The sequence below is a fragment of the Roseateles toxinivorans genome, from assembly GCF_004362525.1.
Lineage (GTDB): Bacteria > Pseudomonadota > Gammaproteobacteria > Burkholderiales > Burkholderiaceae_C > Paucibacter > Paucibacter toxinivorans.
On the sequence record NZ_SNXS01000018.1, the window covers coordinates 22453 to 38650 of the forward strand.

Genomic DNA, 16198 nt, shown 5'->3' on the forward strand with positions numbered 1-16198 from the left:
GCAGTGGGGCACCTGAAATGAGCGAAACACTGCTTTCCGCCCACGAGCTCAGCGTCCGCTTCGGCGGTGTGCTGGCCGTCAACAAGGTGAGCTTCGACGTGCGGCGCGGCGAGGTGTTCACCTTGATCGGCCCCAACGGTGCCGGCAAGACGACCGTCTTCAACCTGATCAGCCGCCTGTACACGCCGACCACTGGCTCGATACAGTTCGAAGGCAAGCCGCTGAGCCGCGTGCCGCCGCATCAGGTGGCCGGCCTGGGCATTGCGCGCACCTTCCAGAACATCGAGCTGTTCGAGCATGCGACGGTGCTGCAGAACCTATTGATCGGCCGCCACATCCACCATCCGCGCAGCCTGTGGCGCGAGCTGCTGTTCACGAATCGTGTGCGCGAGGCCGAGCGCCAGACCCGCCACAAGGTCGAGGAGGTGATCGACTTTCTGGACCTGGCCCACTACCGCGACACGCTGGTTGCCGGCCTGCCGTATGGCGTGCGCAAGGTGGTGGAGCTGGCCCGCGCGCTGGCCACTGAACCGAAGCTGTTGCTGCTCGACGAACCATCGTCCGGCCTGAACGCCGAGGAGACCAATGACATGGCCTTCTGGATCCAGGACATCCAGAAAGATTTGGGCATCACCGTGCTGATGGTCGAGCACGATATGTCCCTGGTGTCCAAGGTCTCGGACCGGGTGCTGGCGATGAACCAGGGCGAGCGGGTGGCGATGGGCTCGCCGGCCGAGGTGCAGGCGGATGCGGCGGTGATCGAGGCCTATCTGGGCACGGCTGATGATGCATCGTCGTTGCGGAGGCCCGTCGCATGAGCACCGTGATCCTGAAGCTGTCGAATGTGGAGAGCGCCTATGGCCCGATCAAGGCCGTCAAGGGTGTCAGCCTGCAGGTGCGCCAGGGTGAGATTGCCACCGTGCTGGGCGCAAATGGCGCGGGCAAGTCGACGATCCTGAAGACGATCTCGGGCATCCTCGATCCGCGCAAGGGCACCATCGACTTCAAGGGCGAGAACATCACCGCCATGGACCCGGCGCTGATCGTCCAGCGCGGCCTGAGCCACGTGCCGGAGGGGCGCGAGGTGTTCCCGCTGCTGTCGGTGCGCGACAACCTGGCGATGGGCGCCTACACCCGGCGCGACCCGGATGGCGTGGCGCGTGACCTGGCCCTGGTGTTCGGCTATTTCCCGATCCTGAAGGAGCGGGCGCTGCAGCCGGCCGGCCTGCTGTCGGGTGGGCAGCAGCAGATGCTGGCGATCTCGCGGGCGCTGATGGCGGCGCCCGATCTGATCTTGCTCGACGAACCCAGCCTGGGCCTGAGCCCTAAGCTGACCAAGGAGATCTTCGAGATCGTCGTGCGCATCAACCGCGAGCGCGGCACGACGATGCTGCTGGTCGAGCAGAACGCGAACATGGCCTTGAACGCGGCCGACTACGGTTATGTGCTGGAGAACGGCCGCATCGTCATGGAAGATACCTGCGCAAGGCTGCGCGAGAAGGACGACATCAAGGAGTTCTATCTGGGCATGAAGGAAACCGGCGCCCGCGAAGGCCAGCGCTGGAAGAAAAAGAAGACGTGGCGCTAGAACAGCTATGAGCAATCTATGGGATGCCAGTGAAGCGATGCCGACCAGCACACAGGGGCTGGCCGGCGAGACGCTGCCAGAGCTGTTCTGGAACGCGGTGGAGGCGCGCGGCGAGCGCGTCTTCATGCGCGAGAAGGTGCTGGGCCTGTGGCACAGCTGGAGCTGGCAGGAGACCGGCGTGGCGGTGCGCGAGATCGCCATGGGCCTGGCCGCCTTGGGCTTCGAGCCGGGCGACACGGCCTCGATACTGGCCAACACCGTGGTCGAATGGGTGCTGGTGGATGTGGCCATACAGTCGGCCGGTGGCGTGACCAATGGCATCTACCCGACCGATGCGCCGACCCAGGTGCACTATCTGTGCGAGGACTCTGCCACATCGGTGCTGTTTGTCGAAGACGAGGAGCAGCTCGACAAGGCGCTGAGCGTGCGCGCCCAGCTGCCGCTGCTGAAGAAGATCGTCGTTTTCGACATGGAGGGCCTGCACCGCTTCGAGGATCCGGGCGTGATCAGCCTGGCTGCGCTGCGCGAGCTGGGTCGTGCGCACGACCTGCAGCATCTGGGGCTGTTCGACACGCTCCGCGCCAGCCGCGGGCCCGAGGACCTGGCCATCCTGGTCTACACCTCGGGCACCACCGGCAAGCCAAAGGGCGCGATGCACAGCCATGGCGGCCTGGCGTTTTCGATGCGCCAGTCGATAGGCTGGCTGCCGCAGGACGCCCGCGACGAGCGCATGTGCTTTCTGCCGCTGTGTCATATCGCCGAGCGCATGGTCGGTGCCTATTCGGCGATCTATTCGGGCGCGGTGCTGAACTTCGTCGAGAACCCCGACACCGTGGCCGAGAACGTGCGCGAGATCGCACCGACGATCTTCTTTGCCGTGCCCCGCGTCTGGGAGAAGTTCTATTCCTCCGTGGCGATTGCCATCAAGGAAGCCACGCCGCTGCAGCAGCTGACCTACGGCTGGGCGATCGGCGTCGGCGCACGGGTGGCCGAGAAGGTGCTGGCCAACGAGCCGGTCGATGGCGGACTGAAGGCGAAGTTCACTATCGCCCGCTGGCTGGCGCTGAACAATGTGCGCAAGCTGATCGGCATCCATCGCTGCCGGGCGCTGCTCACCGGCGCGGCGCCGATCTCGCCCGAGTTGATACGCTGGTATCTGAGCCTGGGTGTGCCGATGCTGGAGGGCTGGGCGCAGACCGAGTCCTGCGCCCTGGGCACGGTGATGCTGCCCAACCAGCTGCGGCCGGGCACCATAGGCCGCGCGGCCGATGGCGTCGAGGTGCGGCTGGACCCGGCCACCTCAGAGCTGCTAATACGCGGCCGCAATGTCTTCATGGGCTATCTGAACCAGCCGCAGAAGACGGCCGAGACGATTGATGCCGACGGTTGGCTGCACACCGGCGATGTGGGCACGGTCGACGCGGAAGGGTATTTCCGCATCACCGACCGGATGAAGGACATCATCATCACCGCTGGCGGCAAGAACATCACGCCCAGCGAGCTGGAAAACGAGCTGAAGTTCTCGCCCTACATCACCGACGCGGTGGTGATTGGCGACAAGCGTGCCTACTTGACCGTGCTGATCATGATCGACCAGGAGAACGTCGAGAAATTCGCCCAGGACCATGACGTGCCCTTCTCCAACTACACCAGCCTGACGCGCACTCAAGCGGTTCAGGACCTGATACAGGCCGAGCTGGACAAGGTCAACAAGAAGTTTGCCCGCGTCGAGCAGATCAAGCAGTTCCGGCTGCTGGAGAACCAGCTCAGTGCCGAGGACGAGGAGTTGACGCCGACGATGAAACTCAAGCGCTCGTTCGTGCAGCAGAAGTACGCCGCGCTGATTGATTCGATGTACCGTGGTGCTTGATAGCCCACCCACAACAAGGAGACAGTGATGAAGCAGCAGTTCTCAGTCTTGGTATGTGCCGCCGGCTTGAGCCTGGGGTTAATGTCTGGGCTGGCGCAGGCGCAGTCCCAGGGTGTCAACAAGGACGAGATCGTCGTCGGCTCGATCCAGGATCTGTCGGGCCCGCTGGCCGGCTTCGGCAAGCAGATACGCCTGGGCATGAATCTGCGCATCGACGAGATCAACGAGCAGGGCGGCGTCAACGGCCGCAAGCTCAAGCTGGTGATCGAGGACTCCGGCTACGACCCCAAGCGCGCCGTGCTGGCCGCGCAGAAGCTGGTCAATCAGGACAAGGTCTTCGCCGTCATCGGCCATCTGGGTACGGCCGGCAATATGGCCGCCATGCCGATCCAGTTCGAGAAGGGCGTGATCAACTTCTTCCCGATCACCGCCGCGCGCGAAATGTACGAACCGCTGCACAAGCTGAAGTACTCGTTCGCCGCCACCTACTTCGACCAGATGCGCCTGGCTGTCCCGAAGCTGGTCAAGGAAAAGGCCGCCAAGAAGGTCTGCAGCATCTACCAGGACGACGAGTTCGGCCTTGAGGTGCTGCGCGGCGCCGAAGCCGGGCTGAAGACAGCCGGCATGGAGATTGCCGAGAAAACCAGCTTCAAGCGCGGCGCGACCGAGTTTTCGTCGCAGGTGGCGCGCATGAAGGCCGCCGGTTGCGACTTCGTCGTGCTGGGCACCATCATCCGCGAAACGATAGGCACCATAGGCGAGTCGCGGAAGACCGGCTTCAACCCGACCTTCCTCGGCTCCAGCGCCGCCTACACCGACCTGATACACAAGCTCGGCGGCAAGGCCATGGACGGCCTGTACGCGACCATGACGGTGCAGAACCCCTACTTGGACGAGGCCTCGCAGCCGATACGCTTCTGGGCCAACAAGTACAAGACCAAGTACAACGACGACCCGACGGTGTTCTCGATCTATGGCTACAACGCCATCGATGCCTTCATCCGCGGCGCGCAGAAGGCCGGCAAGAACCTGACCACCGACGCCTTCGTCAAGGCCATGGATTCGATGGTCATCCCGCCCGACATCTTCGGCAGCGCCGAGGGCACCTTCAGCCCCACCAAGCACCTGGGCAGCGATGTCTCGCGCTTGTCGCAACTGCAGGATGCGAAGTGGAAGGTGGTGTCGGACTACGTCAAGCCTTGAGGATTGGCGTGAACTTAGAAGAGAGCCGCCTTCGGGCGGCTTTCCTTTCTGTAGCTTGACCGCAGCCCCCGCTCTCTTGCGCATGGCGAGCCGGCGTCGCCGGTGGCACGCCACTCCCCCCACGCCACACTGCCTCCGCGCAGGCACAGCCCCGCCAGTCGACCCCCGCACTGAAGCCCGGCGGCTGGTGGGGCTGTGCCTGCGCCGCCGCCAGCCGTGATGAGCGATTTCAAACGGAATGAGAGCTGGAACTCAAAAGGCACCCAAGCTCAGCTTCAACAACCGCCCCTTGCGCCCCAGGTCCTCGTTGACCGTCAGCCAGATGCGGCCCTGGGCGTCCTCGGTCAGCGAGGTCACCTGGGAGGTGCTTTCGCTGCCGGCGGGCTTTGTATAACCCGGCAGCAGGGCGGACAGCTCGGTCCAGCGCTCGCCGCCGTCGTCGCTCCAGGTCAGATAGGGCTTGCCCGCGGCCTTGTCGAAGCCGGCGGCGATGACCCGGTTCGGCTTGCCGGCCGGAGACAGCAGGGCGGTGATGTAGGGGTAGCCGGTGCCGCCGCTCAAGGGCTGGCGCAGCACGAACTTGAAGGCCTGGCCGCCGTCGTCGCTGCGCAGCAGCCCGCCCTCGACGCCGACGAACACGCGTTGCGTGCCTGGCACCGACTCGATGAAGTGCACATTGCGGTTCTCCAGCTCGGGCAGTTGCATCGGCAGCGGGTTGGGCGAGCTCAGCTGGCCGCCATCCACGCTCAAACCGTAGGCCCGCACATAGGCCATGTCCAGCGGGCATTCGCCGCCCACCAGCACCCGCGAGCCGACGATGTGGAAGGACTGATGGGTGCAGATCATCGGATCCATCTGGCCCAGCAGCGGCCGCCAGTGCGCACCCTGATCGTCGGACACCAGCAGATTGGGCCCGGCGCCGGCATTGCTGAACAGGCGCGTGCCTACGGCTTTGAGCTCGCTGGCCCACATGGTGTCGCAATAGCCCGGGTAGCAGACCTTGAGGCCGGCGTCCTTGGGCAGCCAGCTGCTGCCGGTGCTGTCCAGCAAGCATAGCGTGTGCTGGGCGTCGCTTTGAGCCGGCCCCTGAAGAAGCCAGGTCTTGCCACCTGCGCGTTGCAGTACGCCGGCATCGAGCCGATCGCCGCTGGGGTTGGCGGGCAGGGCGCAGGCACCCATGTCCAGCGCCTGCCAGGCGGCGCCGACGGTGATGGCGGCGTCGGTGCGCATCACTCGGCTGGCCTGGGTGTCGCTGTTGGACTGCGACAGATAGGCCTGGCCCCCGTCAAAGACGATGCTCTGCAGGCCGCGGTCGGTGCTCAGCATCAGCTCGATCTTGGTGGGCTCCGGGTCGCTGGTGCTGCCGCCGCAAGCGAACAGCAGCGGGGCGATCAAGGCGACCGCGAGCCAGGGGCGAACGCGAGTTGAGGGGCAATGGCGCATGGGCGACAGCGCTCGGACGAGCGTCATATGGTTTTGATGAGTGGGATATTATCCCACTTCATCTAGCGCTTCATGACATCGTCCTGCCCTTGGGCGCATCGTGCCCGCGACGTTTCACCTACTTGCTCAACGCCAGCTTAATGCCAAACCCGATCAGGAACACGCCGGCGATTCGCTCCAGCAGCTTGGAAATAGCCGGATTGGCGCGCAGCCGCTCGGCAAGATGGTGCGTCAGCAGGGTCATCACCAGGCCGTAGGCAAAGGTCAACGCGGCGATGGTCACCGCCATCGCGGCGAAGGTGCGCAGGCCCTGGTGGCGGGCCGGATCGACGAACAGCGGGAAGAAGGCCATGTAGAACACGATCGCCTTGGGGTTGAGCAGGGTGATCAGCATGCCCTGGCGGAAGTACTGGCCGGGCCGTATGTCCAGCAGTGGCTTGGCCCCCGGCTTGGCCTTGATCATCATGAAACCCAGCCAGGCCAGATAGGCCGCACCCAGCCACTGCACGGTGGCAAACACGTCGGGATGGGCATTGAGCAGGGCGGCCACACCGGCCACGGCCAGCCACATCAGCACCTGGTCGCCGGCGATCACGCCCAGCGTCGCGGCCAGGCCGCCGGGGATGCCGCCCTTGCCGGTGGAGGTGATCAGGGCCAGGTTGCCCGGACCGGGAATCATCAGGAAGACGATGATGGCGGCGACGAAGGCGCCGTAGTCTGCGATGCCGAACATGGGGTGCTCCTGAGCCTTGCTTGCTTGGAAGCGGCCAGCTTAGCGCAAGGCCCCGAAGTCGCCGCTTGACAGCAGCCCCATCAACATGTGACCATGTTGGCACATATGAGTGCCGCACCCGACGCCGATCAACTCGATGCGCTGTTCTTTGCGCTGGCCTCCGAGCTGCGTCGACGCATGCTGGACGCGCTGAAGCAGGAGCCCGGCTGCAATGTCAACCACCTCTGCGAGTTGCTGGAGGCTGACCTGGGGCGCTTTGCCGTGATGAAGCATATCGCCACCCTGGAGCGCGCCGGCTTGGTGATCGCCGAGCGCGTGGGCCGCGAGAAGCTGCTGTGGTTCGACCCCACGCCGATCCACTGGATACATGAGCGCTGGACCACGGAATACAGCGCCTACTGGGCGGCCCAGCTGACCCAGCTCAAATACAGCGCCGAGGGGGCGCTGGTCACACCCTTGCCTAAGCGCAAGAAAGCAGGAGGCCGCCATGGCTGAACAGACCCCCGACGCGGTGTTCCGCATCCTGATCAAGGCCGACATCCAGCGCGTCTGGCATGAGCTGACCAAGACCGACGCCGCCCAGGGCGCTGTATTCAATGCCTGGCTGCACACGCGCGGCGGCCTGGTGCCGGGGGCGGCGATGCAGATGCGTACCGGCACCGGCAAGCATGTGCTGGTGGTCGGCGAGGTGGTCGAGTTCAACCCGCCGCACCGCTTCGTGCACACCCACCGCTTCACCCAGCACGACGATCCGGTCTGCCAGGTAGCCTATGAGCTGAAGCAGGTCGGTGCCAGCGTCGAGGTGACGCTGCGCGTGATCGGCATGCCGCCCGGCACGGCCACGGCCAAGAGCATGCAAGGCGGCGGCACGATGATTCTCAACAACCTCAAGTCCATTGCCGAGACCGGCAGGCCGAGCCTGGGCATTCGGCTGATGTACCTGATGTTCGATTGGCTGGAGTTTGTGCTGCCGGCCAAGACCCAGTCCCGCCATTGGCCGCTGTGAGTGGCCCAACCGGAGGAGAGCCTGATGAGCGATCCCAATGCCGCGCTGCAAACCCAGCTGCGCAATATCGAGACCAAAACCGGTCACAACCTGGCGAGCTTTCGCCAGCTGCTCGCCGCCAGCGGCCTGGCCAAGCATGGCGAGAAGCGCAACCTGCTGATGCAGACCCTGGGCCTGGGCTATGGCGATGCCAACACCGTGGTCACCCTGGCCTCGCAAGACCCGACCCCGGCTGCCGAGGCCGATCCGCTGGACGCGATCTACACCGGGCCCAAGGCCCATCTGCGGCCGCTGCACGAGGCGGTGATCGCCGCCATCAACGCCTTCGGCCCCTACGAGATTGCGCCCAAGAAGGCCAATGTGAGCCTGCGCCGCAAGAAGCAGTTCGCCACACTGGGCCCGGCCACCAAGGACGTGCTGGAGCTGGGCCTCAACGTCAAGCAGTTGCCCATCCATGCGCGGCTCAAGGTGATTCCCCCGGGCGGGATGTGCCAGTACAGCACCCGCCTGGGCAGGCCGGAGGACATCGACGCCGATCTGCTGGCCTGGTTGCGTGCGGCCTTTGACGCGGCCGGCTGAGCGGTCAACGCAGGCGCTGCTGCAGCTTCTGGACCAAGGTCTCGAGGCTCACACGCAGCTCCTTGGCTGCGTCTGCCAGCGCCAGCGCGTCGCGGCCGGGGTCCGACAACTGCTCCAGCCGCGCCGCCAGCATTTGCACGGCCGTGGCGCCAATGGCCGCACTGGCGCCACGTAACGAGTGCGCGGCCTGGCGCAGCGAGGTGGCTGTCGGCGCTTCGTCGGCCAGCTCGGGCAGGCCCGGTCCATACATCTGCACGAATTTGTGCAGCACCGTGCGGTAGAGGGGCCAGCGGCCGCCGCAGGCATGCAGGCCGGCGACGCTGTCCAGCCCTTCAATGCCGACCAGCGCCTGCGCCTCCAAGGACACGTACGCGGGTGGCAAGGACTCCGCCGCCTGCAACAGCGGCGGGGCCTGAGGCAGCCAGCGCAGCAAGGCTTCGTACAGCAGCCGGGGGTCCACGGGCTTGGCCACATGATCGTTCATGCCGGCCTGCAGGCAGGCCTCGCGGTCCTCGCCGAAGGCGTGTGCGGTCATCGCCAGAATGGGCAGCTGGCGACCCGCAGGCAGCGCGCGCAGCGCCCGGGTTGCCGCCAGGCCGTCCATCTCGGGCATCTGCACATCCATCAGCAGCAGTGCGTAGGTCTGCTGCTGCACCATGGCCAGCGCCTCGCGGCCGTTGCCGGCCACGTCCACCGCCAGGCCGACGGCCTGCAACAAGGCCGTGGCCACCTCCTGATTGATCAAATTGTCCTCGGCCAGCAAGACGCGCAGGCCCGGTGCCAGGCGACGCAGAGCCTGCTCGGTTTCGCCGCTGGCCTGGGGCTCCGACACCGTTTGGGGCAGGGCGTTGACCAGCAACTGCAGCAGCGCATCGTGCAGGCTGGAGCGCGACACGGGCTTGATCAGCAGCCTGCTCACGCCCAGCGCATGGGCCTGCCCCCAGAGCTGCGGGTCATCCTGGGCGCTGACCATCACACAGGCCGGACGCGAGTCCCAGCCACCGGGCACCTGGCGCAGTCGCCGCACCATATCCAGACCGTCCATGCCCGGCATCAACCAGTCCAGCACCAGCACGTCATAGGGATGACCGCTGCCCCCGGCCAGGGCCAGCAAGTCCAGCGCCTGCGTGCCCGACTCGGCCGTATCGGTGTGCAGGCCCAGCCCGCGCAGCATCTCGCTCAAGGCTTCCCGTGCCTCGGGAAGATCGTCCACCACCAGGCCACGCAGACCCGTCATCAGGGCGTTGCGCAGCGGCGGCTGGCCCCCGCTGGCATGGGCCAGCTGAATCTCCAGCCAGAACTGGCTGCCCTGACCTGGCACGCTATGGGCACCGGCCGTACCGCCCATCAGTTCGGCCAGTTGGCGGGTGATGGCCAGGCCCAGACCGGTGCCGCCAAAGCGGCGGGTGGTCGAGCTGTCGGCCTGCTCGAAGGCGTTGAACAGGCCGCCCAGCTTGTCTGCGGCAATGCCGATGCCGGTGTCGCGCACTCCGAAGCGCACGCGCAGGCCGGCGGGCGTGTCGCTGAGCAGATCTGCCCGCAGGGTGATCGAGCCGCTCTCGGTGAACTTGACCGCATTGCTGAGCAGGTTCAGCAGCGCCTGCGACAGCCGGGTCGGGTCGCCGCGCAGCAGGCCGGGCATGTGGTCGGTGTCGACCACCAGTTCGAGGCCTTTCTCGTGGGCCTTGTCGGCCACCAGGGCCAGGGCGCGGGTGAGCATGGAGTCGAGCGAGAAATCCACCTGCTCCAGCCTCAGCTTGCCGGCCTCGATCTTGGACAGGTCGAGGATGTCGTTGATCAGGTTCAGCAGGTGCTGGGCGGCGTCGGCCACCTTGCTCAGGCGCTCGCGCTGCTGGGGCAGCGGCTGCTCGCGCAGCAGCAGATGGGTCAGGCCGATGATGGCATTCATCGGCGTGCGGATCTCGTGGCTCATATTGGCCAGGAAGGCGCTCTTGGTGCGGGTCGCCTGCTCGGCCCGGTCCAGCGCCTCAGTTAGCGCCTGATTGAGCTGCTGCAGGCGCTGCTCGGCGGCCTTGGCGGCGGTGACGTCGATGGTGTGCACGAAGAAGCCCTGCACCTGGCCTTCGCGCAGGTCGGGGATGTAGTGCAGGCGGGTGATGGCCGGCGTGCCGCCCGGGCCCTGCTCCTCGCGCTCGAAGGTCTGGGCCTCGCCGTTCAGCGTGGCCTCGATCCGCTGCGCCTGCAGGCGCCTGCGCTCGTGGCCGAAGATCTCCTCGGCGGTTCGGCCCAGCACCTGCTCCGGCGTCTTGCCGAACCACTCGAAGAAGGTGCGGTTGGCAAAGCGGCAGCGCATCTCGCGGTCCCAGTAGACGATGCGGCCGGGGCTGTTGTCGGCGATGGTGCGCATGAACTGCTCGGCCTGGGTCAGCGCCGCGTTGAGCTCTGCGACCCGGCGTTCGGACTGCTTGACCTCGCTGACGTCGGTGGCAAAGAAGAAGTAGCCGCGCACCTGGCCCTCGCGCACATCGGGCAGGCGGTAGCTCCAGAAGTGGCCTTGCCTGCCGCCGGCACCGGGCATGTCGTAGCTGCCCGCCAAGGTCTCGCCGGCCAGCAGCTTGGCGATGCTGGCCTGCTGGCGCTCGAAGAAGGCCTCGCCCAGCACCTCGGGGATGCGCAGCCCCAGCACCTCGTCGCGGCTGCGGCCGAACCAGGCCAGATAGGCGCGGTTGGCAAAACGCAGACGTAGATCGCGATCCCAGTAGGCGATCAAGGTGGGCTGGTTGTCGGACACGGTGCGCACAAAGGCGTCGCTCTCCTCGCGCTCCTGCAGCGCCTGCTGCAGGGCCTGGGTTCGCGAATCCACCAGCTCCTGCAGATGGTGGCGGTGGCGATCAAGTTCACGGTCGGCCCGGGCGCGGGCCCGCTCGGCCCGATAGACGGCGGCGCAGATCGCGCCCAGCAGCAGCACCGACAGCGCCAGGCCGACGCGGAAGACCAGGTCCAGGTGGGCGGCCAGTGCCGACAGTTCATGCCTGACCCTCTTGTCCAGCTGCGCCGCCGTCTGGTTCAGCTGGTACATGGCCAGGCGCATGTCGAGCTTCAGGTCGTAGATCGAGCCACCGTCCTCGGCATCGGTCTGGCGCAGCATGCGACGCATCGCATCCACCCGAGCGCGCAGGGCTTGCGACTCCGGGATGTCGGCGTCCAGCGACCTGGCATTCCGCTCATAGGCATCCAGCGCCTGGGCCAGCAGGGCCAGGCCTTGATCGCGCTGCCAGGGCTCGTCGGCCGAACCGCCGAGGGATACGTGCAAGAAACCGGTGGCCAGGTCGTCACCGGCACGGCCCAGGTCCTGCACCAGGGCGGTCGCACGTTCCATCCGGTCACGCTGGTAGAAGTGAAGCCCCGCGATCAGCCCCGAGACCAGCAGCGCGCTGGCCAGGCTGATCCAGATCCAGGCGCTGCGCCGGTGCGCCGCCGGCAAGGAGGACGTGGCACTCATCGCTTGAGCAGTTCCTCAACACGCACCTCGCCGCCGAGGTCGTCGCGGGCAAAGCCGAAACGGCGCACCAGGCGGGCGTGTTCGGCGCTGCCGATCCAGCCGCGCTGGGCCTGGTTCCAGGCCTGCTGCAGGCCGAGGTCCTCGCGGTGGAAGGCGAATGCCACCCAGTCGGCCCGGGCGGCGTGACTCTCGGCCGCCAGGTCCGGCAGGGCCTCGAAGGTCTCGGGGCTGCTGTTGGCGATCCAGCGGGTGGTCGGCAGTGACAGGGCCAGCGCATCGGCCGCGCCCTTGGCCAGGGCAGAGCGGCCTGCCTGGGCATCGGGCACGGCCAGCATCAAGGTCTTGGGCAGGCCCAGCTCGCCCAGCCGCTGCTGCTCGACGGAGCCCTGCAGGACCGCGATCATCACGTCGCGGCGGCCGGCCGCGGCGCGATAGGAGCTGAGGCCCTTGGGATTGCCCTTGCGTACCAGCCAGCCTGGCAGCACGCGCACGCTGGGGTCGGCATAGCGGAGCTTGTCGGCACGCTCGGCGGTGACGAACAGGCCGGCGGCAATCATGTCGAAGCGACGCTCGTTGAGGCTGGGGATCAGCTCACCGAAGGGCACCTGCACCCACTCGATCCGGTTCAGGCCCAGGCGTGCGGCGATGCGACGGGCTGTTTCGGGTGACTCCCCGGTGACCTCGGCGCCGGGCCCGACCAGAGCATAGGGGGCCTCGACGGCATAGCCGACGCGCAGCACGCCGCGCTCCTGTAGACGCTCCAGTGAGGCGTCATGTGCGCGACCCAGCACCAGCCAGGTCAGCGCCGGCGACAAGACCCCCAACAGCAGCAGGATCAGCAGGCGCGGCCAGCTCCAGGCCCCCTTCATGAGTCGGCCTCGCACCGCGGCCGCACGCTCAAATGGCTGTCCACCATATCGACGGCTCCCTGATATTTTGTGTCGATGGGGCAGATTAGCAGAGGGTTCCCCCACTGGGGCGAAAAACTGCGGGCTGTGGCATCGGCGCCCCGCCCGGTCCCCTCAAGGGGGGCAGGGCAGGTCCAGGCGCTCCACCACGGCGCTGCCGGCTGACTCGTGGCTGCTGCCCGCCGTGGGCGAGCCGCCAACCACATAGATCGCAGCTCCGAATGGCAGGGCACGGGCGAAGTTGCGCGGCGTGGGCATGGGGTTCAGCGCCTCCCATTGCCGGCTCTCCGGACGCAATCGCAAGACCTCGCCCAGGCTGGTGTGGCTGGCCTGGGACTCGCCGCCGAACAGCAGCAGGCCACCGCAATGACTCACGGCGCCGGCGGTGCCGCGCGGCGAGATGTCCGGGCCGCGGCTCCAGCTGTCGGTGGCCGGCTCGTAGACATGGACCTCGCCAAAGTCCTGATGGCCGCTGCGCCCTCCAATGGCGTAGAGCCGGCCGCCCTGCACGGCCACCGCCGGGCTGCCCTGGGCCCGCGGCAGTGGCGCCAGGTCTTGCCAGCGCTGCGTCGCCGGGTCATAGCGCGTGTGCAGGTTCAGTGTGCGTTCGGAGTTGCCGCCGCCGATGATGTGGATGCGCCCGTCCAGCACCGCCGCGCCATGACCGCCGCGTGGGGCCGGCAGCGGTGGGGCCTCGCTCCACTGCGCAGTCTTGATGTCGTAGCGCAGCACCTGGCTGCTGGGCAGATTGCTGCTGCTGCCGAAGCCGCCGATCAGATAGATCTGGCCCTGAAGCAGGACCGCCGCCGGAGCGTTCAAGCCCTGGCCCGGCAGGCGTCCGATCACTTGCCACCGGCTGCCATCGAAACGTTCGATCTCCAGCACCGGGCGTCCGCCGGCCCCGGTACCGGCAAGCGCGAACAGGGCCTGCTCGTCGCCGACCACCGCATGGGCGGCGCGCGATTGCAGCATCGGTGGCGCTGCGCTCCAGCTGCCCCTGGGGTCCGGCGCGGCATGGGCCGGGCTCAGCAGGACAGTCAGGGCAAGCAGCAGCAAGCGTGCGGGCATCATGTGGCACTCCGTGAGCAGATCGCGACAGCAGGATTTTGCTCGGTCGCCGCGAGCGATGCGCGATTCGCACCGTTTCGAGGCACTCCGTTCGCCCGTTGCTTCACAATCGTCTGCCAACGGAGAACTGACCATGACGACCCTGGACCTGAGCCGCTTTCCCCGCCGCATCTACAGCCATGGCGCGACGCCGATCGAGGCGCTGCCGCGCTTCAGCGCCGCGCTCAATGAGGGCCGGCCCGGCCCCGAGATCTGGCTCAAGCGCGACGACATGCTGGGCCTGGCGCCCGGCGGCAACAAGACGCGCAAGCTGGAGTTTCTGGTCGCCGAGGCGCTGGCCCAGGGGGCCGATACGCTGATCACCTGCGGCGCGCCGCAGTCCAACCACTGCCGCATCACCCTGGCCGCCGCCGCCAAGGAGGGCCTGCGCTGCCGCTTCGTGATCGAGGAGCGGGTGGCCAACAGCTACCGAAAAGAGGCCAGCGGCAACAACTTCCTGTTCGAGTTGATGGGTGTGGAGGCGATTACCGTGCTGCCCGGCGGCAGCGCGATGGGGCCGGCCATGCAGGCGGTGGCCGACGAGCTGGCGACACAGGGTCGCAAGGGCTACATCATCCCGGGCGGCGGCTCCAATGCGTTGGGCGGCCTGGGCTATGTGGTCTGCGCCCGGGAGCTGCAGCAGCAATGGGCGGAGCAGGGCCTGCAGTTCGACCATGTGGTGCTGGCCTCGGGCAGCTCGGGCACCCATGGCGGCCTGCTGGCGGGCTTTGCCGCACTGGGCATAGCGACGCCCATCCTCGGCATAGGCACCAGCCGCGATCCGGTCGATCAGGACCCACTGGTACACAAGGAGGCCCAGGCGGTGGCCGACCTGCTGGGGTCAGGGCTGAATATTCCGCGAGAGGCGGTGGTGACGGTGGGCGGCTACTGGCAGCCCAAGTATTCGGTGCCCACACCGGCCATGGTCGAGGCGGTACGGCTGATGGCTCGCAGCGAGGGCGTGCTGATCGACCCGGTCTATACCGGCAAGGCGATGGCCGGCCTGATGGACCTGGTGCGCAAGCAGCGCTTCAAGCCCAGTGACCGCATCCTGTTCCTGCACACCGGCGGCGCGCCGGCCCTGCATGCCTATGAGGATGTCTTGCTGAGTCGCTGAGCGCACAAGTCACCGGGAGGTCATGCCCCTGTCAAACGGTCTGGCGAGCATCATCTGTCGGCCCCCTCGGGGCTACAACAACAGGAGACTTCGCCATGTCCATTTTGAAATTGCGTTTGACCGGCTGCGCCAGCGCCGTCGTGCTGGCTTTGGCCGGCGTGCTGGCCACCGCGCCGGCCTTTGCCGCCGACCCCATCGTCATCGCCCACCGCGGCGCCAGCGGCTATTTGCCCGAGCACACCTTGGCCGGCTACGAGCTGGCCGTCAAGCTGGGCGCCGATTACATCGAACCCGATCTGCAGCTGACCCAGGATGGCGTGTTGGTCGCCATCCATGACGACACGCTGGATCGCACCACCAATGTGGCCAGCCTTTTCGCCAAGCGCAATGGCGGCTACAAGGTGGCCGACTTCACGCTGGCCGAGGTCCGCACCCTGACCGTCAAGCCCACCGGCACCGGCAAGACCAGCTATCCCGGCTTCACGCCCACCGACGCCAGCTTCAAGATCCCGACTTTCCAGGAGGTGATCACCCTGGCCAAGCAGCAAAGCCTGTTGGCCGGACGCACGGTCGGCATCTATCCGGAGGCCAAGCAGGCCGATCCGGTGATGGAGAACAAGATCCTGTCCACGCTGATACTGAACGACTATGCCGGCAAGTCCGACAAGGTCTTCATCCAGTCCTTCAGCGACGCGACCGTGCGCAGCCTGGACGTCAAGCAGCAGGCGCTGGGCCTGGACATGGCCCTGGTGCAGCTGGGCGTGGCCGTGACCGGCGCCGACGGCGTGGCCCGCGTGGGCGTGCTGGGCGGCCCCGGCGGCCTGACCATCCTGTCGCTCAGCGACGTCGCCTCGTTTGCCGATGGCCTGGGCCTGTTGATCAACAACGGCACCTATGCCGTGACCAAGAGCTTCATCGACCAGGCGCACACCGCCGGCCTGGTGGTGCATGGCTGGACCTTTGCCAAGGCCGATGCCGGCCCGGCCGACACCGAGTACCAGAAGTACCTGGCCATGGGCATGGACGGCATGTTCAGCAACTATGCGGACCTGGCCACGGCCTCACGCGACAAGTTCATCAGTGCCGTGCCCGAGCCCGAAAGCTATGCCCTGATGCTGGCCGGCCTGGCCGTGGTTGGCGGTCTCGCGCGCCGCCGCGCCCGCGCACTGGCCTGATGTCAC

Annotated in this window: 14 protein-coding genes; 9 read left to right on the plus strand and 5 right to left on the minus strand. The window is 66.9% G+C overall.

Annotated features, from left to right (window positions below; translation table 11 throughout):
- Window positions 1-17: 17 nt before the first annotated feature.
- From DES47_RS27960 to DES47_RS27975, 4 genes are read left to right on the plus strand one after another with little or no spacing between them, the layout of a single operon-like run.
- The gene (locus DES47_RS27960; protein WP_133704077.1) at window positions 18-818 is read left to right on the plus strand and encodes an ABC transporter ATP-binding protein; all 801 of its coding nucleotides are present in this window, start codon (window positions 18-20) and stop codon (window positions 816-818) included.
- The gene (locus DES47_RS27965; protein WP_133704078.1) at window positions 815-1588 is read left to right on the plus strand and encodes an ABC transporter ATP-binding protein; all 774 of its coding nucleotides are present in this window, start codon (window positions 815-817) and stop codon (window positions 1586-1588) included. The genes DES47_RS27960 and DES47_RS27965 overlap by 4 nt, the downstream gene beginning before the upstream one ends.
- 7 nt (window positions 1589-1595) lie before the next feature.
- Window positions 1596-3458 carry an AMP-dependent synthetase/ligase gene (locus DES47_RS27970; RefSeq protein WP_133704079.1) on the plus strand — a complete coding sequence of 621 codons (1863 nt, stop codon included), beginning with the start codon at window positions 1596-1598 and terminating at the stop codon, window positions 3456-3458.
- Window positions 3459-3485: 27 nt separating this feature from the next.
- Window positions 3486-4661, plus strand: coding sequence for an ABC transporter substrate-binding protein (locus tag DES47_RS27975; RefSeq protein WP_133704080.1), 1176 nt, complete (start codon window positions 3486-3488; stop codon window positions 4659-4661).
- A gap of 252 nt (window positions 4662-4913) precedes the next feature.
- Here the strand turns inward: DES47_RS27975 and DES47_RS27980 are convergent, their stop codons facing one another.
- Window positions 4914-6131 carry a WD40/YVTN/BNR-like repeat-containing protein gene (locus DES47_RS27980; protein WP_133704081.1) on the minus strand — a complete coding sequence of 406 codons (1218 nt, stop codon included), beginning with the start codon at window positions 6129-6131 and terminating at the stop codon, window positions 4914-4916.
- A 91-nt stretch (window positions 6132-6222) separates the two neighbouring features.
- A complete protein-coding gene (locus tag DES47_RS27985; RefSeq protein WP_133704082.1) occupies window positions 6223-6837 on the minus strand; it encodes a LysE family transporter in 615 nt (204 codons plus the stop codon).
- 105 nt (window positions 6838-6942) lie between these two features.
- On the opposite strand from DES47_RS27985, the gene DES47_RS27990 reads away from it, so the two are divergent.
- From DES47_RS27990 to DES47_RS28000, 3 genes are read left to right on the plus strand one after another with little or no spacing between them, the layout of a single operon-like run.
- On the plus strand, window positions 6943-7332 hold the full coding sequence (locus DES47_RS27990) for an ArsR/SmtB family transcription factor (RefSeq protein WP_133704083.1): 390 nt from the start codon (window positions 6943-6945) through the stop codon (window positions 7330-7332).
- Window positions 7325-7843 carry an SRPBCC domain-containing protein gene (locus DES47_RS27995; protein ID WP_133704084.1) on the plus strand — a complete coding sequence of 173 codons (519 nt, stop codon included), beginning with the start codon at window positions 7325-7327 and terminating at the stop codon, window positions 7841-7843. The genes DES47_RS27990 and DES47_RS27995 overlap by 8 nt, the downstream gene beginning before the upstream one ends.
- A gap of 24 nt (window positions 7844-7867) precedes the next feature.
- On the plus strand, window positions 7868-8422 hold the full coding sequence (locus DES47_RS28000) for a DUF5655 domain-containing protein (protein WP_133704085.1): 555 nt from the start codon (window positions 7868-7870) through the stop codon (window positions 8420-8422).
- 4 nt (window positions 8423-8426) lie between these two features.
- On the opposite strand, the gene DES47_RS28005 is transcribed toward DES47_RS28000, so the two are convergent.
- From DES47_RS28005 to DES47_RS28015, 3 genes are all read right to left on the minus strand, one after another.
- Window positions 8427-11885: a PAS domain-containing hybrid sensor histidine kinase/response regulator gene (locus tag DES47_RS28005; protein WP_133704086.1), complete on the minus strand. Its 3459-nt coding sequence runs from the start codon at window positions 11883-11885 to the stop codon at window positions 8427-8429.
- Complete coding sequence (locus DES47_RS28010; RefSeq protein ID WP_133704087.1) at window positions 11882-12754, minus strand: transporter substrate-binding domain-containing protein; 873 nt, start codon at window positions 12752-12754, stop codon at window positions 11882-11884. Before DES47_RS28010 ends, DES47_RS28005 begins: the two co-directional genes overlap by 4 nt.
- Before the next feature lie 153 nt (window positions 12755-12907).
- Complete coding sequence (locus DES47_RS28015) at window positions 12908-13864, minus strand: Kelch repeat-containing protein (RefSeq protein ID WP_166652227.1); 957 nt, start codon at window positions 13862-13864, stop codon at window positions 12908-12910.
- 130 nt (window positions 13865-13994) lie between these two features.
- Here DES47_RS28015 and cuyA point away from each other — a divergent pair, with 130 nt between their 5' ends.
- Both cuyA and DES47_RS28025 read left to right on the plus strand, forming a co-directional pair.
- A complete protein-coding gene (gene cuyA, locus DES47_RS28020; protein WP_243748492.1) occupies window positions 13995-15017 on the plus strand; it encodes a D-cysteate sulfo-lyase in 1023 nt (340 codons plus the stop codon).
- Between the two features lie 95 nt (window positions 15018-15112).
- A complete protein-coding gene (locus DES47_RS28025; RefSeq protein ID WP_133704089.1) occupies window positions 15113-16192 on the plus strand; it encodes a glycerophosphodiester phosphodiesterase family protein in 1080 nt (359 codons plus the stop codon).
- Window positions 16193-16198: the final 6 nt, after the last annotated feature.

What these genes read in the sequence shown, in the direction of transcription:
- DES47_RS27965 (WP_133704078.1), top strand. Translation starts at nt 815, where the DNA reads ATGAGCACCGTGATCCTGAAGCTGTCGAATGTGGAGAGCGCCTATGGC.
- DES47_RS28010 (WP_133704087.1), bottom strand. Translation starts at nt 12,754, where the DNA reads ATGAAGGGGGCCTGGAGCTGGCCGCGCCTGCTGATCCTGCTGCTGTTG.
- DES47_RS28015 (WP_166652227.1), bottom strand. Translation starts at nt 13,864, where the DNA reads ATGATGCCCGCACGCTTGCTGCTGCTTGCCCTGACTGTCCTGCTGAGC.
- DES47_RS27995 (WP_133704084.1), top strand. Translation starts at nt 7,325, where the DNA reads ATGGCTGAACAGACCCCCGACGCGGTGTTCCGCATCCTGATCAAGGCC.
- DES47_RS27980 (WP_133704081.1), bottom strand. Translation starts at nt 6,131, where the DNA reads ATGACGCTCGTCCGAGCGCTGTCGCCCATGCGCCATTGCCCCTCAACT.
- DES47_RS27970 (WP_133704079.1), top strand. Translation starts at nt 1,596, where the DNA reads ATGAGCAATCTATGGGATGCCAGTGAAGCGATGCCGACCAGCACACAG.
- DES47_RS27960 (WP_133704077.1), top strand. Translation starts at nt 18, where the DNA reads ATGAGCGAAACACTGCTTTCCGCCCACGAGCTCAGCGTCCGCTTCGGC.
- DES47_RS28000 (WP_133704085.1), top strand. Translation starts at nt 7,868, where the DNA reads ATGAGCGATCCCAATGCCGCGCTGCAAACCCAGCTGCGCAATATCGAG.
- DES47_RS27975 (WP_133704080.1), top strand. Translation starts at nt 3,486, where the DNA reads ATGAAGCAGCAGTTCTCAGTCTTGGTATGTGCCGCCGGCTTGAGCCTG.
- cuyA (WP_243748492.1), top strand. Translation starts at nt 13,995, where the DNA reads ATGACGACCCTGGACCTGAGCCGCTTTCCCCGCCGCATCTACAGCCAT.
- DES47_RS28025 (WP_133704089.1), top strand. Translation starts at nt 15,113, where the DNA reads ATGTCCATTTTGAAATTGCGTTTGACCGGCTGCGCCAGCGCCGTCGTG.
- DES47_RS27985 (WP_133704082.1), bottom strand. Translation starts at nt 6,837, where the DNA reads ATGTTCGGCATCGCAGACTACGGCGCCTTCGTCGCCGCCATCATCGTC.
- DES47_RS27990 (WP_133704083.1), top strand. Translation starts at nt 6,943, where the DNA reads ATGAGTGCCGCACCCGACGCCGATCAACTCGATGCGCTGTTCTTTGCG.
- DES47_RS28005 (WP_133704086.1), bottom strand. Translation starts at nt 11,885, where the DNA reads ATGAGTGCCACGTCCTCCTTGCCGGCGGCGCACCGGCGCAGCGCCTGG.